This is a genomic window from Pseudonocardia sp. CA-142604, from assembly GCF_050948475.1.
Classification (GTDB): Bacteria; Actinomycetota; Actinomycetes; order Mycobacteriales; family Pseudonocardiaceae; genus Pseudonocardia; species Pseudonocardia alaniniphila.
Genome location: NZ_CP192045.1, coordinates 5,781,241 through 5,800,413 on the forward strand (window position 1 = coordinate 5,781,241; position 19,173 = coordinate 5,800,413).

General features: G+C 71.0%; 18 protein-coding genes. 11 read left to right on the forward strand and 7 right to left on the reverse strand.

Going from position 1 to position 19,173, the window contains the following annotated elements; all coding sequences use genetic code 11:
* Nucleotides 1-4: 4 nt before the first annotated feature.
* The 5 genes from ACQPZQ_RS26215 to ACQPZQ_RS26235 are packed head-to-tail and all read right to left on the reverse strand — an operon-like array spanning nt 5 to nt 5,246.
* The gene (locus ACQPZQ_RS26215) at nt 5-781 is read right to left on the reverse strand and encodes an alpha/beta fold hydrolase (RefSeq protein WP_433284922.1); all 777 of its coding nucleotides are present in this window, start codon (nt 779-781) and stop codon (nt 5-7) included.
* Nucleotides 778-1,257 (reverse strand): (2Fe-2S)-binding protein, encoded by a 480-nt coding sequence (locus tag ACQPZQ_RS26220; RefSeq protein WP_433284923.1) that lies wholly within the window; start codon nt 1,255-1,257, stop codon nt 778-780. The genes ACQPZQ_RS26215 and ACQPZQ_RS26220 overlap by 4 nt, the downstream gene beginning before the upstream one ends.
* The gene (locus ACQPZQ_RS26225) at nt 1,254-3,596 is read right to left on the reverse strand and encodes a xanthine dehydrogenase family protein molybdopterin-binding subunit (RefSeq protein ID WP_433284925.1); all 2,343 of its coding nucleotides are present in this window, start codon (nt 3,594-3,596) and stop codon (nt 1,254-1,256) included. Before ACQPZQ_RS26225 ends, ACQPZQ_RS26220 begins: the two co-directional genes overlap by 4 nt.
* Entirely contained in the window at nt 3,553-4,518 is a 966-nt protein-coding gene (locus tag ACQPZQ_RS26230; RefSeq protein WP_433284927.1) for an FAD binding domain-containing protein, read from the reverse strand. Before ACQPZQ_RS26230 ends, ACQPZQ_RS26225 begins: the two co-directional genes overlap by 44 nt.
* Nucleotides 4,515-5,246: a CoxG family protein gene (locus tag ACQPZQ_RS26235; protein ID WP_433284929.1), complete on the reverse strand. Its 732-nt coding sequence runs from the start codon at nt 5,244-5,246 to the stop codon at nt 4,515-4,517. Before ACQPZQ_RS26235 ends, ACQPZQ_RS26230 begins: the two co-directional genes overlap by 4 nt.
* A 194-nt stretch (nt 5,247-5,440) precedes the next feature.
* Here ACQPZQ_RS26235 and ACQPZQ_RS26240 point away from each other — a divergent pair, with 194 nt between their 5' ends.
* The 5 genes from ACQPZQ_RS26240 (at nt 5,441) to ACQPZQ_RS26260 (ending at nt 11,057) form a co-directional block, all read left to right on the forward strand.
* A complete protein-coding gene (locus ACQPZQ_RS26240; RefSeq protein ID WP_433284930.1) occupies nt 5,441-6,211 on the forward strand; it encodes an IclR family transcriptional regulator in 771 nt (256 codons plus the stop codon).
* A gap of 179 nt (nt 6,212-6,390) precedes the next feature.
* The gene (locus ACQPZQ_RS26245) at nt 6,391-7,716 is read left to right on the forward strand and encodes an MFS transporter (protein ID WP_433284932.1); all 1,326 of its coding nucleotides are present in this window, start codon (nt 6,391-6,393) and stop codon (nt 7,714-7,716) included.
* Nucleotides 7,717-7,768: 52 nt separating this feature from the next.
* A complete protein-coding gene (locus ACQPZQ_RS26250) occupies nt 7,769-9,082 on the forward strand; it encodes an MFS transporter (protein ID WP_433284934.1) in 1,314 nt (437 codons plus the stop codon).
* A gap of 68 nt (nt 9,083-9,150) precedes the next feature.
* A complete protein-coding gene (locus tag ACQPZQ_RS26255) occupies nt 9,151-9,702 on the forward strand; it encodes a MarR family winged helix-turn-helix transcriptional regulator (protein ID WP_433299370.1) in 552 nt (183 codons plus the stop codon).
* Nucleotides 9,703-9,761: 59 nt separating this feature from the next.
* On the forward strand, nt 9,762-11,057 hold the full coding sequence (locus tag ACQPZQ_RS26260) for a hemolysin family protein (protein ID WP_433284935.1): 1,296 nt from the start codon (nt 9,762-9,764) through the stop codon (nt 11,055-11,057).
* Between the two features lie 60 nt (nt 11,058-11,117).
* Here the strand turns inward: ACQPZQ_RS26260 and ACQPZQ_RS26265 are convergent, their stop codons facing one another.
* On the reverse strand, nt 11,118-12,221 hold the full coding sequence (locus tag ACQPZQ_RS26265) for an aldo/keto reductase (RefSeq protein WP_433284937.1): 1,104 nt from the start codon (nt 12,219-12,221) through the stop codon (nt 11,118-11,120).
* 174 nt (nt 12,222-12,395) lie between these two features.
* On the opposite strand from ACQPZQ_RS26265, the gene ACQPZQ_RS26270 reads away from it, so the two are divergent.
* The 6 genes from ACQPZQ_RS26270 (at nt 12,396) to ACQPZQ_RS26295 (ending at nt 17,866) form a co-directional block, all read left to right on the forward strand.
* Entirely contained in the window at nt 12,396-13,361 is a 966-nt protein-coding gene (locus ACQPZQ_RS26270; protein WP_433284938.1) for a TIGR03885 family FMN-dependent LLM class oxidoreductase, read from the forward strand.
* Complete coding sequence (locus tag ACQPZQ_RS26275) at nt 13,358-14,950, forward strand: alpha-amylase family protein (RefSeq protein WP_433284940.1); 1,593 nt, start codon at nt 13,358-13,360, stop codon at nt 14,948-14,950. The genes ACQPZQ_RS26270 and ACQPZQ_RS26275 overlap by 4 nt, the downstream gene beginning before the upstream one ends.
* A gap of 28 nt (nt 14,951-14,978) precedes the next feature.
* Nucleotides 14,979-15,797 carry an SDR family oxidoreductase gene (locus tag ACQPZQ_RS26280; RefSeq protein WP_433284942.1) on the forward strand — a complete coding sequence of 273 codons (819 nt, stop codon included), beginning with the start codon at nt 14,979-14,981 and terminating at the stop codon, nt 15,795-15,797.
* The gene (locus tag ACQPZQ_RS26285; RefSeq protein ID WP_433284944.1) at nt 15,794-16,594 is read left to right on the forward strand and encodes a 5-formyltetrahydrofolate cyclo-ligase; all 801 of its coding nucleotides are present in this window, start codon (nt 15,794-15,796) and stop codon (nt 16,592-16,594) included. The genes ACQPZQ_RS26280 and ACQPZQ_RS26285 overlap by 4 nt, the downstream gene beginning before the upstream one ends.
* Before the next feature lie 103 nt (nt 16,595-16,697).
* Nucleotides 16,698-16,982, forward strand: coding sequence for a transposase (locus ACQPZQ_RS26290; protein WP_433284946.1), 285 nt, complete (start codon nt 16,698-16,700; stop codon nt 16,980-16,982).
* The gene (locus tag ACQPZQ_RS26295; protein WP_433284948.1) at nt 16,979-17,866 is read left to right on the forward strand and encodes an IS3 family transposase; all 888 of its coding nucleotides are present in this window, start codon (nt 16,979-16,981) and stop codon (nt 17,864-17,866) included. The genes ACQPZQ_RS26290 and ACQPZQ_RS26295 overlap by 4 nt, the downstream gene beginning before the upstream one ends.
* Nucleotides 17,867-17,955: 89 nt before the next feature.
* On the opposite strand, the gene ACQPZQ_RS26300 is transcribed toward ACQPZQ_RS26295, so the two are convergent.
* On the reverse strand, nt 17,956-19,152 hold the full coding sequence (locus ACQPZQ_RS26300; protein WP_433284950.1) for an ice-binding family protein: 1,197 nt from the start codon (nt 19,150-19,152) through the stop codon (nt 17,956-17,958).
* Between the last annotated feature and the right edge of the window lie 21 nt (nt 19,153-19,173).

The window sequence follows — 19,173 nt, forward strand, 5'->3', positions numbered from 1 at the left end:
CACCTCAGCTCAGGTGCTTCTCGACGACCGGCCAGATGTCGGGCCGCTCGATCAGGCTCAGGTGCCGGGTGTCGTCGAGCACCTCGAGGTGGGCGTGCGGGATGCGGGACGCCAGCGTCTCGGCCATGGCGGGCGGCGTGGCGTAGTCCTCACGGCCCACGAGCACGAGCGTCGGGGCCTGGATGTCGCCCAGCCCGGCCTCGGCCTCCAGGCCCGCGAACGCATGGCACGCGGCGGCGTGCGCCTGGGAGTTCGTGGCCACGAAGATGTCGCTGACGCGGCGGACCTCGTCGGGGTGCGCCTCGACGAACGACGGCGAGAACCAGCGGTCCACCTGGAAGGTCACCTGCTTCTCACGCGGCACGCCGACGGCCTTCTCGGCGCGCTCGGTCCACTGCGCCACCCGGTCGGGACCGTAGTCAGCGGTGGTGTCGGCCAGCACCAGCCGCGCGACGAGGTCGGGGTGGCGCTGGGCGAGCAGGATCGCCGTGCTGCCGCCCATGGACAGGCCCACCACGTCGACCGGCTCGTCGGCCACCGTCTCGACGATCGCGGCCACGTCGTCGGCGAGGTCGGCGATGCTGAACGGGCCGCCGTCCCAGTCCGAGCCACCGTGCCCGCGCGCGTCCGGGGCGAAGACCTGGTGGCTCCCGGCGAGCGCCGCGGCCATCGGGTCCCACACCCGACCGGACAGCGCCAGCGCGTGCAACGCCACCAGCGGGCGGCCACCGTCTCCGGTGCGGGCCACCTCGAAACCGCCTCGTGCGGTGTCGACCTTCACGCGCTCCTCCGCTCCTGCTCAGCCTTGCGGCGCCGGGCCGTGGCCTCGATCGCCGCGCAGATCTCCTCGTAGGTGCCGCAGCGGCAGATGTTCCCCTCCAGATGCGCCGCGATCTCCTCGCGCGTCGGGTCGGGGTTCTCCGCCAGCAGCTCGTGGCCCATCAGCACGAACCCGGGGATGCAGTAGCCGCACTGCATCGCTCCGGCTGAGACGAACTCGTCGACGACGTCGTCGTCCTGGGGCAGGCCGTCGGCGGTGGTGAGCGGGACGCCGTCGTACCGCACGGCACGGGCGAGGCAGCTGCTCACGCTGTGCCCGTCGGCCAGCACGGTGCACGCACCGCACGCCCCCACCCCGCATCCCTCGCGCACGCTGGTGTAACCGGTGCGTCGCAGCACCTCCAGCAGCAGATCGTCGTCCGCCACCGTGACGCGGTGGCGCACCCCGTTCACCTGAAGCACGACGTCGCTACTCATGACCCGGCCTCCTCCTGCTCTGCGAGTGCGGTGAGGATCCGCTCCGGCGTCAGCGGAAGCTCCGGGAAGCGGATGCCGATGGCGTCGCGCACGGCGTTCGCCACCGCCGGGGCCAGCGGGATGATCGTGGTCTCGCCCACGCCCTTGGCGCCGTACGGACCGGTGCGGTGCGGGTTCTCCACGATGATCGGCGTGATCTTGTCGGGCACGTCGAGCACCGAGGGCAGCTGGTAGTCCAGCAACGTGCCGTTCACGATCTGCCCCTCGTCGAACACCAGCCGGTCGAAGAGGGCGTGGCCGACACCCATGATCGCCGCTCCGGTGAGCTGCTGCTCCACCAGCTTCGGGTTGATCGCGCGGCCCACGTCACCCGCCGCGGCAAGGTGCTCCACGTGCACGCGGCCCGTCGCGGTGTCGACCGTGAGCTGCACTGCCACCGCACCGGCGAACCAGTGCTCGGTGACCTTCTCCGACTGCCCGGTCTCGTGGTCGTAGGGCATCCACGTGGTGGTGAACTCGGCCTCGGTGGTCAGCGTCGTGCCGCGCGCCCCGAAGTGACCGTGCAGCAACTCGGAGATCGAGGCGCGCTCCTGGCTCTGGGTGCTGACCAGGCCGTCGCCGGTCAGCTTCACATCGGTGACGGGCACGCCGAAGCGCTCCGCCGCGATCTCCACCAGCTTGTCGCGCATCGCGTCCGACGCGCGGCGCACCGCGTTGCCGGTGTGGTAGGTGGAGCGGCTGCCTGCGGTGATCGTGTCGTAGGGGGTGACGTCGGTGTCCGTGGCCACCACCCGGACCTGACCCTCGCCGAGGCACAGCGACTCGGCGGCGATCTGCGCCATGATCGTGTCGCTGCCCTGGCCCATGTCCACCGTGCTGATCATCAGAGTTGCCGACGCGTCCTGGTTGAGCTGGAGCACGGCGTTGGAGATCGTCGGCGTGAGCACGGCCTTGATGCCGACGGCCACACCGCGGCCACGGCGCAGCCGGCCCTCCGTTCGCTGCAGCGGCGTGTCCCAGCCGATGGCATCGGTCACCGCGTCGAGACAGCCCACGAAGTCGGCGCTGTGCATCGGGGTGCCGACCGGGGCGACGTCACCCTCGCGCAGCAGGTTGCGGCGCCGGAACTCGGCCGGATCCTCCCCGCGCACGCGAGCCAGCTCGTCCACCAGCGACTCGTGCGACCACGTCACCTGAGGCACGCCGAAGCCGCGGAACGGGCCCGCCGACGGCTTGTTGGTGTAGACGCAGCGCGAGCGGACCGAGACGTTCTCGATGCGGTACGGGCCCGTGGCCACCATGCCCGACTTGGCGGTGATCCGGGGCCCGACGTCGGCGTACGCGCCGGTGTCGTAGCGGACGTCGGCCGTCGCTGCGACGATCCGGCCGTCCTTGTCGGCGGTCATGCTGCCCGTCACCGCGGCGCCGTGGCGCGTGGTGAGCAGGAACGCCTCCTCACGCGACGCGGTGACGCGCACGGCGGTGCGCTGCGTCCAGGCGAGCACGGCGGCCAGCGGCTCCAGCCGGTCGTACATCTTGGCGCCGAAGCCGCCGCCGAGCGGGGCGCTGCGCACCCGCACCTTGTTCAACGGCAGGCCGAGCAGGTCGGCGACCGACTGGCGGACGTAGGACGGCGTCTGTGTGGTGGAGAGGATCTCCAGCCGGTCCCCGTCGCGCCACGCCGCCGTGAACGGCAGCTCGATCGGCACGTGGTGGGTGGGCGGGCACCAGAACTCCTCGCGCACCGTGGTGCCGTCCGGTGTCCCCGCCACCTCCTCCACGTCGCCGCGGCGGAGGTTGAACTCGTAGTTGACGTTCGTGTCCCGCTTGCCGCGCAGGTGCTTGAGGTCGCCGAAGACGATCGAGGGCCGCAACACGTCGTGCACGAAGGGGGCGCCGGCGACGGCCTTGTCGACGTCGTGCACCGGGTCGAGCTCGCTGTACTCGACCACGACCTCGTCGGCCGCCATCCGTGCCGGGGCGAGACCGTGCGCGAGCACCGCGGCCACCGGCTCGCCGATGTAGCGCACCCGCTCGACCGCGAGGCAGGGCTGGTCGGAGAACGCCGGGCCGGTGAACAGCTTGTCACCGAAGCGGGCGTGCAGCTCCGCGCCGGTCACCACGGCCACCACGCCGTCCACCGCCAGGGCCTGCCGCGTGTCGATCGAGTCGATCAGGGCGTGCGGACGGGTGCTGCGGTGCACGACGACGTCGAGGCACGGGCGCAACGGCTCGTCGGCCGCGTAGAGCAGCTCACCGCGTACCTTCGCCCGAGCATCGGTGCGGGTCCACCGCTCACCGACGGCGCCACCAGCGCCTGCGGGACTCTCGCCGAGCATCCGAGCCCTCCTTTCCTGTCGGTCCTGCAGGGGCGGCCGCAGCCTCGGCGGGCACGCTGCCCGCCGGGCCCCAGGCCGCCCGGATCGCGTCCTCGACCGCTACGAGGCCGAGTCGGCGTTTGAAGTCCGCGGAGCCGCGGATGTCCGGGATGGGGTCGATCACCGGGTCGGCGGCGGACCGCCCGGCCCGTACGACGTCGTCCACCGGCGCGTCGCTCGGCACCTCGACGCTCACGTACTTGGGCACCTCGGCGAGGGCGCCGAGCCCGATCCGGATCTCCCGCTGTCCACGCACCGGCGAGGTGACGAGCACAGCCGCCGACGCGCACGGCCAGTCGTTGACCGACTGGCTGCTCAGCTTGGCGAAACCGCACGTGGATCCGGCCTGACCGGGGATCTCGACCGCGGTCACGAGCTCACCGCGGCGCAGGTCCGTCTCCTGGAAGGCGACGAAGAAGTCCCGCAGCGCCACCTGACGGGTGCCCTCGCTGCTGCGGAGCTCGACCCTGGCGTCCAGCACCATGAGCGCGGTCGGCGGGTCCAGCCGGTAGTCGCCGTGGGCGAGGTTGCCGCCGACGCTAGCGGTGTTGCGCACCCGCGGGTTGGCGACGTGCCCGTAGACGTGGGCCGCGAGCGGGGTCACGCGCCGTACCAGCGGGTCGGTCTCCATCCGGCGCAGCGTGACCATCGCGCCCACGCGCAGGCCGCTGCTGGTCCGCTCGAGCCCGGAGAGATCCGGCACCAGCGAGAGGTCGACGAGGTCCGAGGCGAAGAGGACGCCCTGCTTGATGAGGATCTGCACGGCGGTGCCGCCGCCGTAGACCATGGGCTGGTCGAGGCTCCCCAGCAGGGCGCAGGCCTCCTCGAGGCTCCGCGGCCGGTGCAGGGTGGGAGCCGCCGCCACGAAGGCGTCGGCGGTCATCGCCGGGCCGCCGCGATCCGCGACAACCCGGCGATCACACCACCGGTGGCCGCGACGGCGATCGCAGCGAGAACGAGCACCCTGCGGCCGGTGAGCAGGCCGCCGAGGTGGCGGCACCACGAGATGCGACCGGGAGTGGCCCCGTCGCCTGCCAGAGCCACGGCCGGCCGGGACGCCGAGGCGCCGGCCGCGCCGACGGCTACCGGCGCCTTCGCTCGCTGGTCCGCGCCGCGGGCATCGAGCAGCTCGCGCGCCACGGCGTTGCCCGGTCCCGGCGGCCCCGCGGCGCACACCCGGGAGAAGTCGGCGGCGAACTGGCGCTCCACCTCTTCGGTGCGCCGCCGCACGATCGACTCGCCGAGGCGCCCGATCTTGCCCCAGAGGGCCACGTCCAGGCCGAACTCGACGCGCGAACTGTCCGCCGACCCGTCCTCGTTGACCGCCAGAGCGGCCTCGATCTTGATCGAGCTGCCCAGCCGGCGGTCCTCACCGCGGAGCAACGCCTTGACCTGTCCGGGCCCTGCCTGCTCGGTGATCTCGGCCGTGAATCCGGCGCTGAACCGGACATGCGCGACCTCGTTGACCAACGTGCCGCGGTAGTGCGTGTCGTCGACCTTCTCGAGCTCCTGGCAGCCCGGCACGCAGGCCCGCATCGAGTCCGGATCGAGGAAGTGGGCGAACACGCGCTCCGGGGCGGCAGGCACCCAGAACGAGGAGCTGAGCTTCATTTGACCACCATACTGGACTAGTTATCTCGCATGCAGGACACTAGGCCGGGCCCGGAAGGGCCGTCAACCCGACCCGCGGTCGCACCGAACGCCTCAGCTACCGTCTCGTCGCAGAGCGTGGCCGCCGCCCGGTCGGCGCATTCGGCGCGATCGACACGGTCGGCGCGCCCACGAATCGGAGACAGGAGAGCGTCATGGCGAGCGATGTGCCCGCGGTCATGAACGCCGTACGGCTGCTGGAGCGGATCGCCCGCGACTGGCCCGAACCCGTCCCGTCCGGCGTGCTGATCGACGACCTCGATCTCAACCGCAGCACCTGTTACAACATCCTGGGCACCCTGCAGCGGGCCGGTTGGGCCGCCACGAGGGGCGACCGCTCCGGATGGTGGCTGGGCCCACGCCTGCTGGCCATCGTCGACGCGTCCCAGGACTGGATGCGCGAGGTCGTACAGCAGGAGCTCGACGACCTCAGCAAGCGCCTCGGCTACCTGGTCTTCGCCGTGCGCCGGCACGGCTCCGCCGAGTACGCCGTGGTGGCCAAGGCCGACCGCGGACAGGGCGTACGGATCACCGTCGGCCTGGGCGACAGCTTCCCGTTCTCCGCACCCGCGATCATGCGCGCCTTCCTCGCCTGGTCGGACCCCGCCGAGGCGGACCGGGTGATCGACAAGAACGAGCTCATCGCCTTCACGGCGGAGACGGTGACCGACCGGGACGAGCTGCGCACCGAGCTCGCCGAGACCAGGCGACGCGGCTACGGGATCAGCATCCGCGAGTACGACCTCGGACAGTCCGGCGTGTCCGCACCGGTGTTCGACGAGCGCGGCCGCGTGACCATGGCGCTGTGCTCGCTGGCGTTCTCCTCCGAGCTCGACCACTCGACGGTCGCAGAGGCCGGCGAGCTGATCCGTGAGTGCGCCGCGCGCATCACGGAGCGCACCGGCGGCACCCTCCCGCCTCGCTGACCAGGCCCCACCCACCGCACCCCTCCCCGTTCCCGCCGCGCCCCGGCGAGGCTGCGCGCGCCTTGACGGCACTCTCGCTCTGTCATACCGTCCGACCACAGATCAGATGTCCTGCATGTAGGACAACTCGTCCAGCGGACAGGCGCATTATGCCGCGGGCGACCGGAGGAAGGACCTCGGTGCACGACATCGCTGTCGCACGGACAACCTGGCTCAGCGGACTGGGGCGCTCCCAATGGCGCTCGCTGTTCGCCGCCAACCTCGGATGGCTCTTCGACGGGTTCGAGACCTACGCGCTCATCCTGACCGCCAGCACCGTGCTGCACCGGCTCGCGCCGGGCGAGCCCGCCAGCTCCGTCGCCTTCCTCACCGGCGCCACCATCGCGGTGACGCTGCTCGGCTGGGGCATGGGCGGCATCCTCGGCGGCGTCTTCGCCGACTACTTCGGCAGGCGCCGCACGCTGATCACCGCGATCGTGCTCTACGCGGCGTTCACCGGGCTCAGCGCGCTGTCCTGGTCGTGGGAGTCCTTCCTGGTACTGCGGTTCATCACCGGGTTCGCGCTCGGCTCGGAGTGGGGAACCGGCACGTCGCTGGTGGCCGAGATGTGGCCGAGCAACGCCAGGGCGAAGGCCGCCGGGTTGATGCAGTGCGGCCTCGGCCTCGGCTTCTTCATCGCCTCGTTCTGCTGGTACTTCATCGCACCGATCGGCCCCGACTCCTGGCGCCTGATGTACCTGGTCGGCGTGCTGCCCGCCCTGTTCGCGCTCTGGCTGCGCCGGTCGGTACCGGAGTCGGAGCAGTGGACGAAGGCGCAACACCACCGCAAGAAGCTGCGCGACCGGGCGCCCGGCGAGCTGACCGAGCGCGAGCAGGCCTACACGCGGCTCACCCTGCGCCAGATCTTCCTCGACCCGAAGCTACGCAGGCTGACGATCCTCGGCTCGGTGATGTCGCTGGTGACGACGCTGGGCTGGTGGGGCATCTCGACCTGGGTGCCGCTCTACGTCTCCGACGTGGCGGCGAAGGCCGGGCACAGCGCCTCGAGCTGGGCCAGCGGTGCCGGAATGATCTACAACGTCGGCGCGATCGCCGGGTACGTGGCGTTCGGCTTCCTCGCCGACCGGTTCGGCCGCAAGCCGGCCGTGCTGCTGTACTTCGCGGCATCGCTGGTGCTCACGCCGGTGCTGTTCCTCTGGACGCACGACCTGCGGATCATCGCCGTCGTCCTCGTCGTGAACGGTTTCTTCACCCTCGGCCAGTACACCTGGATGCCGGTGTGGCTCCCGGAGTTCTATCCCACGCACCTACGGGCGACGGGCGTGGCGTTCGTCTTCAACGCCGCCCGGTTCGTCGCGTTCCTCGGACCGTTGCTCTCGGGCGCGATCATCTCGAGGCTCGGCGGCTACGGCGTCGCCGCCACCGTGGTCGGCCTGATCTACATCGTGGGACTGCTCGTCGCCCCGTTCTGCCCCGAGACCCGAGGGCGTCCGCTCCCCGAGTGACGCTCCGCTCCTCCCCACCACGTCCGTGCCTCCCCGCGCACCGAGGAACCAGATGTCGACCGTCAATGCCGCATCCACCTCCGAGACCGCAACACGTGCGATCCCCCGCGGAGCCGGGGTGGTCCTCGCGTTCGCCTTCCTGGGCACCCTCTTCGACGGGGCCGAGCTGAACCTCGTCGGCTACCCGATGGCATACATCGCCGGCACCCTCCACGTCAGCACGATCCAGATCGTGCAGGTCACCACCTTGCAGGGGTTCGCCTCGATCCTCGGCGGACTGGTCTGCGGCTGGCTGGGCGACCGATACGGCAGGCGCTGGACGTACACGGGCTCCGTGCTGATCTTCGGCGTGGCGGCCGTGCTCGGGGGGCTCGCGCCCACCTACGGCCTGTTCCTGGTCACGCGCCTCGTCGCAGGCGTGGGCATGGGCGGGCTGTTCGGGCTGGCGTACTCGATGTTCACCGAGAGCTGGAAGACCAGCAAGCGCGGGGCGATGGGTGGGTCGATCCAGGCGATGTACTTCGCCGGTCAGATCATCACCGAGGGCGTCGTGTACTTCTGCACCGTGCAGTTCGGCGAGTCCGACGGATGGCGCGGCGGTTACATCGTGATCGGCGCCATCACGCTCGTGATCGGCCTGCTGTCCGCGATCACGCTGCCCGAGTCGGAACAGTGGCGCCACTACCGGCGCGAGCTCGCGGCCGGCCGGGTGCCCGAACGCATGCGGCCGGCCAAGGTGCCGTTGAGCGACCTCTTCCGCCGCGAGCACGTGCGCGGCACCGTGCTGTTCATCGTGCTGGCGAGTGCCATGTTCATCAGCACCAACTCGATGATCGCCTACCTCACCACGTTCCTCGTGCAGGTCGAGAAGGTGCCGCTGGGCACGGCCAGCGTGATCGTGCTGATCGCGCTGGTGATCACGGCCGTCACCTATCCGCTCACCGGCGCGCTGTCGGACGTGATCAAGCGCCGGTACGCCTTCTTCGTCGCCTCCCTCGTCGGGGTGGCCGGGTTCGGCTGGCTGCTGCTCCTGGTGGCCACCGGGTCGGCGCACGTGAGCTCACAGTTCTGGACCGACCAGACCTTCTGGGCCGTGCTGCTGTGCGCGGCAGGCAGCGGCGGGTTCGGCGTGCTCGGGGTGTGGATGGCCGAGTACTTCCCCACCCGGATCCGCTCGGCCGGATCCAACACCAGCTACTACGCCGGACGCGGGATCGGCGCGGGGCTCTTCCCGCTGGTCGCGCTCAGCGTCGCAGGCACGGTGCCGTTGGCTCTCGCGCTCGGTCTGGTCGGGCCGGTCCTCGCGGCGGCGTTCGCGCTCGGGGTGCCGGACCGCACCGGGCGCACGATCGTCGCGGTGGAATGAACGTCCGCCGCTGACCTCGGGTCACAGCCCTCCGTCGCGCATACGCTGCGCCTGTGTCCGACGCTCCCCTGCCCAGCGAGCCGGCGCACGAGGACCTCGCTCCCGACGGCGTGGACTACTGGTCGTTCGTCGCCATCGCGGTGGAGCGGACCACTCGCGCGCTGCCGGCGGTGGATGCGCGTGCGATGCGGCTGATGCTGAGTCTCTACCGCGCCTCGAACGCGATGGTCTACGACCTCGAGTCGGCGGTGCACCGGCCACGTGGCTGGTCGTTTGCGGGCTTCCGGGTGCTGTTCGTGCTCTGGCTCGCCGGACCGCTGGAGGCCAAGCGCGTGGCACAGCTGGCCGGGATGAGCCGGGCGGCGGTGTCGGCGCTGGTCAACACCCTCGAACGGGACGGCCTGGTGGCCCGGCGCAAGGCGGGCCGCGACCGCCGCTCGGTCGAGCTCTCGCTCACCACACACGGTGGGCAGGTGTTCGCCGACGCGTTCGCCGCGCACAACGAACGCGAGCAGACCTGGGCCTCCGCGCTCACCGACGACGAGGCCGCCCAGCTCACGGCGCTGCTGGAGAAGCTGATGGCGAGCCCCGTCGCGGCGGCGGCGAACCGGCGCCGCTGACCCACCCGCTCTATCCCGGTGTGCGCGTCGAACGAGCCTGGTTGGGAAACTTGTACGTTGTGAACGACATCCTGCTCAGCCTGGCGCTCGTCCTGCTGTTCGTACTGATCGGCGGGTTCTTCTCGGCGTCGGAACTGGCGCTGGTCTCGCTGCGCGACGCCCAGGTGCGCCGCATGGCGGCGGAGGACCGGCGCGGCGAGCGGGTCGCGCATCTGCGCGAGGACTCCAACCGGTTCCTGTCCGCCGTGCAGATCGGCGTGACCCTCGCCGGGTTCTTCTCCGCGGCCTACGGCGGCTCGACGCTGTCCGAGCCGCTCGCGACCGTGCTGAGCGGATGGGGGCTTCCTCCGGGACTCGCGGGCACGATCGCGTTCATCGTCGTGACGATCGCGATCTCCTACCTGTCACTCGTCCTCGGCGAGCTGGTCCCGAAGCGCCTCGCGCTGCAGCGGCCGGAGATCGTCGCGCGGACCGTCGCCCCCATCCTCGACCGCGTCGCCAGGCTGAGCCGCCCACTGATCTGGGTCCTCGGCGTCTCCACCAACGCCGTCGTGCGCCTGCTCGGCCTCGACCCGAAGGCGAGCGACGGCGGTGTGAGCACCGAGGAACTGCGCGACATGGTGCGCACGCACCGCAGCCTCGGCCCGGAGGAGCGGCGCGTGCTCGGCGATGTCTTCGCCGCCGCCCACCGCTCGGTCGGCACCGTGATGGTGCCGCGCACCGAGGTCGACTTCAGCGAGGCCGACATGACCGTCGGCGACGCCGCGCGTGCCGTGTTGCGCGGTTCCCACTCCCGCTACCCCGTCATCAGCGCGGACGTGGACGACGTGCTGGGTGTCGTCCACGTCCGTGACCTGCTGACCGTGCTGCTCACCGACCCCGACGCGGAGAGTCGGAAGCTGCGCCAGATCGCGCGTCCCGTGCCGCTGCTCCCGAGCGGGAAACCGCTGCTCGAAGCGCTCTCGGAGCTGCGCGCCCAGCGTGCGCACCTGGCCGTCGTGGTCGACGAGTACGGCGGCACCGCGGGGATCGTCACGCTCGAGGACATCCTCGAGGAGCTGGTGGGCGAGATCGAGGACGAGTACGACCCCCAGCGGAGCCCCAGCGCCGACAAGTCGGAGCTCGACGGGCTGCTGCACCGCGATGAGGTGGCCGACCGGACGGGGATCGCGCTCCCCACCGGCCCCTACGAGACGCTCGGCGGGTTCGTGCAGGCACGGCTGGGCCAGGTTCCCCGGACGGGCGACGCGGTGCGGTTCGGGCCGCACCGGTTCACGGTGACCGAGATGGACGGCAGACGCGTGGCGAGGGTCCGCGTCGAGGAGGTCACCCCGCAGCAGGGCACGCCCGCATAGTCCCCGCCGGGAGGCTCCGGCCGATGGGGAGCATCGGCCGGAGCCGGACCGGGCCGCTGCTCAGCCGGCGCTCTGCCGCTGCCCGTGCCAGATCGGCGGCGCGTACCCGGCAGGCTTGTCACCGAGGCTGACCCCGGGATGGACCAGCCAGCCCTGGTACTGCGGTCCGAACATCGAGTAGGGCATCGGCAGCGGCACCGCGCCGGCCTCCTCGAGCTGCTGCTGGGCCTTCGCCGGGATCTCGAAGTCGAGCGCGGCGAGGTTGCCATCGAGCTGCGCACTGCTGCTCGCCCCGATGATCGTGGCCCCCACCCCGGGCCGGTTCGCCACCCAGTTGATCGCCACCTGCGCCATGCTGCGGCCGAGTTCCTTCGCGACGTCCTCCAGTGCGGCGATCACGCCCCACTCCCGATCGTCGCGCGGGCCGGTGGAGCCGGCCGCGCCGAGGGTGAGGCGGCCTTCGCCCGACCCGTCCCTGCGGTACTTCCCGCTGAGCAGGCCACTGGCGACGGGCATGAAACCGGTGATGCCGATGCCGAGGGCCTGTGCCATCGGCACGAACTCGGGTTCGATGCCACGGGCGAGCAGCGAGTACGGCAGCTGCACCGTGATGATCGGGCTCATCCCGTGCGCCTCGGCGTACGTCTGGGCCCGTGCGGCGTACCACGCCGGGACGTCCGACAGGCCGGTGTAGCGGACCTTGCCGGAGCGCACCAGATCGTCGAGCGTGCGGACGACCTCCTCGACGGGGGTCATCCGATCCCATGTGTGGAGCAGATAGAGATCGATGTAGTCGGTGCCCAACCGGCGAAGTGAGTCCTCCACCGCCCGCATGATGTGCTTGCGGCCGTTGCCACCGGCGTTGGGGTTGCCCGGTTCGACACTGTTGGTGAACTTGGTGGTGAGCACGATCCGCTCGCGGATCCCGGCGTCGGCGATGAACCTGCCGAGGAGCGTCTCGCTCTCCCCCGCCGTGTAGAAGTCGGCGGTGTCGATGAAGTTGCCGCCTGCCTCGACGTAGCGCTGGAAAATGGCCCGGGAGTCGTCCTCCGACTTCCCGTACGGCGCGTGGAAACCGCTCGTGCCGAAGTTCATCGTGCCGAGGGCGAGCCGACTCACCCGCAGACCCGAGCGGCCGAGCAGGTAGTACGCGTCCAGACTCACGATCAAGCTCGCTTCCGTTGCTGTGGAAACCGCCCTTGATCGAGCGGTCCAGTCATCGTTCAGCGCAGAAATTGGACCCGCAAGTCCAGAAAAATCGCTTCTCCGCGACCAGCTCCGAGCTGAACCGGACGAACTGCGCGATTCCACGGCCCGCTGTGGCGGGTAGAGGTCGGAATGACCCTTTTCGGCTTCCACGCCTCGCACGAGCAGATACATCCGAGCGTCCTGCTAGCAGCGGTACGCCGAGCCGAGGACGCGGGGTTCGACGCCGCGATGTCGTCGGACCACATCTCCCCGTGGAGCGCGCGGCAGGGCCAGTCCGCGTTCGCCTGGTCCTGGCTGGGGGCCGCGATGCAGGCCACGTCGTTACCGTTCGGCGTGGTCAACGCGCCCGGCCAGCGCTACCACCCGGCGATCATCGCGCAGGCCATCGGCACGCTCGCGGCGATGTACCCGGGCCGGTTCTGGGCGGCGCTGGGCACCGGCGAGGCGAGCAACGAGCACATCACCGGTGGCGGCTGGCCACGCAAGGACGTGCGGAACGCCCGGCTGCGCGAGTGCGTCGACGTGATCAGGGCCCTGCTCCGCGGCGAGGAGGTGAGCCACGACGGACTCGTCACCGTGGACAGGGCCCGCGTCTGGACGCTGCCCGAGAAGCCCCCGCCACTCGTCGGGGCCGCCGTGAGCGTCGCGACCGCGCGATGGTGCGCCGAGTGGGCCGACGGCCTCATCACGATCAACCAGCCCGTCGAGATGCTGCGCGAGATCATCCACGCCTACCGCGATGCGGGCGGACGCGGGCGGCTGCACCTGCAGGTCCACCTCTGCTGGGACCCCGACGAGAGCACGGCCGAGGCGATCGCCTTGGATCAGTGGCGCAGCAACGTCTTCCCACCGCCGGTCTGCTGGGACATCGACTCCGCCGAGGTGTTCGACGCCGTCTCCGAGCACGTCCCGCTGGAACTGGTCAGCAGGTCGGTGCACATCAGCAGCGACCTCGGGCGGCACACCGCACGGCTCGCCGAGTACGCCGCGCTGGGCTTCGACGAGATCGCGTTGCACCACGTCGGTCAGGAGCAGGACGCGTTCGTCGACGCGTTCGGCGCCAAGGTCCTCCCCCAGCTGCGGGAGGCGATGTGAGACTCACCCGCACCTCGGACCTGTGGTGGAAGACCGCAGTCATCTACTGCCTCGACATCGAGACCTACGCCGACGGCAACGGCGACGGGTGCGGTGACATCCCCGGCCTGATCCAGAACATCGACCACCTCGACCGGCTCGGCGTCACCTGCCTCTGGCTGATGCCCTTCTTCCCCACGCCCGACCGCGACGACGGCTACGACATCACCGACTTCTACGGCGTCGACGAGCGGCTCGGCTCCCTCGGAGACATGGTGGAGCTGATCCGCACCGCCCGTGACCGCGGAATGCGGGTGATCGCGGACCTCGTCGTCAACCACACCTCGGCACAGCACCCCTGGTTCCAGAGCGCCCGGAGCAGCCCCGACTCCCCCTACCGCGACTGGTACGTCTGGCAGGACGAACCGCCGGCAGACGGGCCGCAGGGAGTGGTGTTCCCCGACCAGGAGACGAGCGTCTGGGAGTACGACGAGAAGGCGAAGCAGTACTACCTGCACCGGTTCTACAAGCACCAGCCCGACCTCGACGTCGCCAACCCCGAGGTGCGCGACGAGATCGCCCGGATCATGGGCTTCTGGATGGAGCTCGGCCTGTCCGGGTTCCGGGTCGACGCCGTGCCCTTCCTGCTGGAGACCGACGGCCAGGACGACGCGACCGCCCTTCCCGACCCGCACGACTACCTCGCCGACCTCAGCGCGTTCTTGCGCAGGCGAAACGGCGAGGCCGTACTGCTCGGCGAGGTCAACCTGCCCTACCCCGACACGATGACGTTCTTCGGCGCGAGCGACGGCGGCGGCTCCACCGACGAGCTCACGATGTGCTTCGACTTCATCGGGATGCAGCAGATGTACCTGTCGCTGGCCCGGGCCGACGCCGAGCCGCTCGCCGAGACGCTGCGGCAGCGGCCCACCCCGCCCGAGGACGGGCACTGGGCGACGTTCGTGCGCAACCACGACGAGCTGACCCTCGACAAGCTCACCGACGCCCAGCGCAAGGAGGTCTTCGACGCCTTCGGGCCGGACGAGGACATGCAGCTCTACGGCCGCGGGCTGCGCCGGCGGCTGCCCCCGATGCTCGACGACGACCAGCGGCGGATCCGGATGGTCTACAGCCTGCTGTTCTCCCTGCCCGGAACCCCGGTGCTCTACTACGGCGAGGAGATCGGCATGGCCGAGGACCTCAGCCTTCCCGGCCGGTTCGCGGTGCGCTCGGACATGGACTGGGCGGCGGCACGGGAGCAGCAGTCCGACCCCGGATCGCTGCTGTCCTGGATGCGGATGCTCGTCGAGTGCTACCGGGCCTGCCCGGAGCTCGCGTGGGGTCGGTACACGATTCTCGATCCCGGTCAGGATGCGCGCCCGGTGCTCGCCCATCGGTGCGATGCCGACGGCGTCACGATCGTCGCGCTGCACAACTTCGCCGACGAGGAGGTCGATGCCGCGCCGGTGCTGCAGGGACTCTCGCGGCTGCAACTCACCGATGTGCTCGACCCACGCGCGAACCCCGTGCGCTCCCGCAAGGACGGCACGATCTCCGTGACGCTGCCGCCCTACGGTTGCCGGTGGTTGCGCTGTGTCCAGGACCAGTAGTGGCGCGCGTAGTGGCAAGGTCTGCGGCGTGAACGCCACCAGCCGCAGTGTCGCGGTCGTCACCGGGGCAGCCCGGGGGTTCGGCCGCGAGATCGCCCGCCGCCTTCTCACCCGCGGGCACCACGTCGTCATCACCGACCTCGACGACCACGCCGTCACCGTCACCGCGAAGGAGTTGGCGCACGCCGGCGACGGTCTGGTCGTCGGAATCGCCGCCGACGCCCGCGTCGCGGCCGACCACCGTCGCGTGGCGGCGTCCGCCGCCGAGCTCGGGCCGGTGACGGCGTGGGTGAACAATGCGGGTGTGCTGCGTTCGGGACCGGTGTGGGAGCAGCCGGAGGCGGACCAGGCGCTGATGGTGGACGTCAACATCATGGGTGTGATCCACGGCTCCCGTGCCGCGGTCGAGGTGATGCGCGAGCGCGGCGGGCACCTGCTCAACATCGCCTCGATGTCGGCGCACGGCCCGGTGCCCGGGCTCGCGGTGTACGCGGCCACCAAGTCGGCGGTGCTGAACTTCAGCACCAGCCTGCAGGGAGATCTCGACCTCGCCCGGGTACCGATCCGCGTCCATGCGCTGTGTCCCGACGCCGCCGACACGGCGCTGGTACGCAACGAGCAGTCGAGCCCGGACGTCGCGCTCCTGTTCTCCCAGCGCTCCCTGCTCACGCCCGGTGCGGTCGCCGACGCGGCCGTCGCACTGCTCGACGGGCGCCGCCTGGTGCGCTCCCTGCCCACCCACCGGGCGGGGCTCGCACGGCTCGGCGCACTGATCCCACGCGTGGCGCTGCCCGCGCTGGCGCTCCTGCGGGCCCAGGGCGACCGGCGACGGACGGGCCGCGCATGACGGGTGCGGCGAACGGTTCGGGCGGACGCGGCCGGGGCAAGCGGCACGACCACGACGCCGGCGGCGACCCGAAGCTGCTGGCGGCCAAGGCCGCGCTGCGTGACGAGGTGTGGACCGCGCTCACCGAAGCACGGGTGGCGCGCTTCCCGGGGGCGCGCAACCGCATCTCGAACTTCGTCGGCGCCGAGGCGGCTGCGCAACGGCTGCGCGACACCGACGCCTGGCGCGCGGCCGAGACGGTCAAGGCCAACCCGGATTCGGCCCAGCTCCCCGTCCGGCAGCGGGCTCTCGAGGACGGCAAGACCGTCTACATGGCCGTGCCGCGGCTGGCCGAGCCGGAACCGTTCTTCCTGCTCGATCCCGACCACCTCGCGGATCCGCCCCGCAAGGCCGCCTCGATCGCGGGCGCCACGCGGTCGGCCCGCCGGGTCGCGGTGGCGGATCTCTCGGCCGTGGACCTGGTGGTGAGCGGCTGCGTCGCCGTCGGGGAGGACGGCGCCCGGCTGGGCAAGGGCGGCGGGTTCGCCGACCTGGAGTTCGCACTCGCCACCGCGGCGGGCCTGATCGGCCCCGAGACGCTCGTCGTCACCACGGTGCACGAGCTGCAGGTGCGTCCCGCAGGCGAGATCCCGACAGCCCCCCATGACGCGCCCGTCGACCTGGTGATCACCCCGGACCGCGTCCTGGACTGCCGCACCCGCCGTGGCGCCCGCCCGACAGAAGGAATCCGCTGGTCGGAGCTGACGCCGGAAAAGATCGCGGCGATCCCCCTCCTACGCGCGCTCGCCCAAAGTTGACCGCACCCACGTGATGGCCACCGCACACAGGTCCTGCTGGGGTTGCCTCGGTTTCGCGGACACCTGTCTGTGGCTGACGATGGTCAGCACGGAAGGAGTTCGGATGCCTGCACCGTTCCCGCCGGAGTTCAAGCGCCGCGCCGTACAGATGGCTCGGGAGAGCGACAAGTCGGTGACCCAGGTGGCCCGGGAGCTGGGGGTCTCGCCCTCGGCGCTGCGGAACTGGATCACCCAGTCCGACATCGACGAGGGCCGCAAACCCGGACTGAGCAGCCAGGACCGCTCCGAGCTGGCCGAGTTGCGGCGGGAGAAGTTCCGACTGGAGACCGAGAACGAGATCCTGCGCCGGGCCGCGGCATTCTTCGCCCGGGAGATCCACCCAAAATGATCTACCCGGTGGTCCGCGAGCTGGCCCTCGACCGCATTCCGGTCGCGGTGGCCTGCCGGGTGCTGCGGGTCTCGACCAGCGGCTACTACGCCTGGCGGGACCGGCCCAGCCCGCCACGCCGCCGCGCCGACCGCGAGCTCACCGAGATCATCAGCACCGTGCACGCCCGCTCCGGCCGCACCTACGGCTCGCCCCGGGTCCACGCCGAGCTCCGCCACCAGCACGGGCTGCGCATCGGCCGGGCCCGGGTCGCCCGGCTCATGCGCACCCGCGGCCTGACCGGCGCCACCGCGGCGCGCCGCCACCGGCCCAGCACCATCCGCGACCCACACGCCACCCCGGCCCCCGACCTGGTCGAACGCGACTTCACCGCCGCCGCACCCGACCAGCTCTGGGTCTCCGACATCACCCAGCACCTCACCGGCGAGGGCTGGGTCTACTGCGCGGTCATCCTCGACGTCTACTCCCGCCGGGTCATCGGCTACTCGATCGCCGAACACGCCCGCACCGAGCTGATCACCGACGCCTTGACCATGGCCTGCCAGCGCCGCCACCCCACCCCGGGACGCACCGTGTTCCACTCCGACCACGGCGCCCAATACACCTCGTGGGCCTTCACCACCCAGCTCGCCGCCGCCGGCCTGCACGCCTCCATGGGCACCGTCGGGGACTGCTACGACAACGCCCTGGCCGAGAGCTTCTTCGCCACCCTGCAAACCGAACTGCTCGACCGCCGACCCTGGCACCACCGCCGCCACCTCGAACAGGCAATCTTCGAGTGGATCGAAACCTGGTACAACCCCCGCCGCCGCCACTCCGCGCTGGACTACCACTCACCCAACGACTACGAACAAGCCCACACCCACGCCGCACCCGCGGCCTGACACACCGACGTGTCCACGAAACCCAGGCAAGCCCACTGCCGTGTGTGCGGTGGCCATCCGATCTGTGCGGCCGTCAGATTGGCACGCTTCTACGAGGGCAGGAGGCCGCCCAGGCCGAGGAGGCCGTCGACGCTCGGCACGCCGCCGATCTGCGGGAGGACGAACCCTGGGATGGAGCCGTCCGGACCGGGCAAGCGGGCGGTCGTCGGCCAATAGGGCGGAAGATCACCAGCCTGCTGATCACCTGCGGACCGGCCGGTGGCCGGGTCGCCACCGGTCGACTCGTCGCCCGTGGAGTCGCCATCGGCGGACCGACGGCTCGCGGACTCCTCACCCCTGGACTCGTCACCGGCCGACTCGTCGGCCATCGACTGGTCATCGGCCGACTCGGTGCGAGCGGACCGCCGGTCGGCGGACTCGCCACCGGAAGGCTCCCGGTCGGCGGACTCATGAGGACCGGCCTGCCGCCCGTCGGATTGGGTCGAGCTGCTGTGCCTCGTGGTGGAGGCCGCGCGGGCATCACAGTCCGGCAAGGTGACCACATTGTTGCCGGCGACGAAGACGACCGGACCGTCGCGGACGAGCAGCCGGCCCGCCACCGCGGCTCCCTCATTCAGGGCCGCCAACCGGCTCGCCAGAACGGTGCCGGCGAAACGGGATCCGTTGAACAATGCGAAGTCCTGACCCACCTGCCAGAACACGTTGCACGCGTCCGCCCCGTTGGTCAGCACGACCGCGCTGTTCAGCTGAGCGATCAGCGACGCATCCTCCGGCGTCTGGAAGATGAAGACCGCATCGTGATCACCCTGCGCGTCGAGGGTGAGCGTGCCGTCCAGATCCAGATCATCGATGCTGCGGTACACGCCCGGAGCGAGGGTCATGCCGCCCAACTGGGGACCGACCGTCTCGTCCGCGGCACGCCCGGCGAGGTCGTCGTAGGCCGTCTCGATGTCGGAGTCCGCCCGCTCCGCGACGGCGTCGGCCACGTGGACCTCGCCATCGAGGATTCCCGGCGGGAAGCCCTCGAGCGCATCCGGACCGGCCTGGTTGACACCCACGTCACCCGCGATGACCGTGGGGAGCCGGCCGTTGCCCACACTGTCCTCCGCGAACGCGGCGAACGACCCCGCCTTGCCCAGATCCACGGGCGCAGGGGACGACTGGGCCGCTGCCGGCTCGGCGGTGCTGACGATGATCACTACGGCCGAGGTGGTTCCCACGGCCAGTGCGCCCGCCAGCCAGGCACGGAGCCTGCCCCTGCGAGCCGCATGATTTCCCGCTGCCACGAAGATTCTCCCTACCGCTGA

What these genes read in the sequence shown, in the direction of transcription:
- ACQPZQ_RS26220 (WP_433284923.1), bottom strand. Translation starts at nt 1,257, where the DNA reads ATGAGTAGCGACGTCGTGCTTCAGGTGAACGGGGTGCGCCACCGCGTC.
- ACQPZQ_RS26225 (WP_433284925.1), bottom strand. Translation starts at nt 3,596, where the DNA reads ATGCTCGGCGAGAGTCCCGCAGGCGCTGGTGGCGCCGTCGGTGAGCGG.
- ACQPZQ_RS26230 (WP_433284927.1), bottom strand. Translation starts at nt 4,518, where the DNA reads ATGACCGCCGACGCCTTCGTGGCGGCGGCTCCCACCCTGCACCGGCCG.
- ACQPZQ_RS26235 (WP_433284929.1), bottom strand. Translation starts at nt 5,246, where the DNA reads ATGAAGCTCAGCTCCTCGTTCTGGGTGCCTGCCGCCCCGGAGCGCGTG.
- ACQPZQ_RS26240 (WP_433284930.1), top strand. Translation starts at nt 5,441, where the DNA reads ATGGCGAGCGATGTGCCCGCGGTCATGAACGCCGTACGGCTGCTGGAG.
- ACQPZQ_RS26250 (WP_433284934.1), top strand. Translation starts at nt 7,769, where the DNA reads ATGTCGACCGTCAATGCCGCATCCACCTCCGAGACCGCAACACGTGCG.
- ACQPZQ_RS26270 (WP_433284938.1), top strand. Translation starts at nt 12,396, where the DNA reads ATGACCCTTTTCGGCTTCCACGCCTCGCACGAGCAGATACATCCGAGC.
- ACQPZQ_RS26285 (WP_433284944.1), top strand. Translation starts at nt 15,794, where the DNA reads ATGACGGGTGCGGCGAACGGTTCGGGCGGACGCGGCCGGGGCAAGCGG.
- ACQPZQ_RS26290 (WP_433284946.1), top strand. Translation starts at nt 16,698, where the DNA reads ATGCCTGCACCGTTCCCGCCGGAGTTCAAGCGCCGCGCCGTACAGATG.
- ACQPZQ_RS26295 (WP_433284948.1), top strand. Translation starts at nt 16,979, where the DNA reads ATGATCTACCCGGTGGTCCGCGAGCTGGCCCTCGACCGCATTCCGGTC.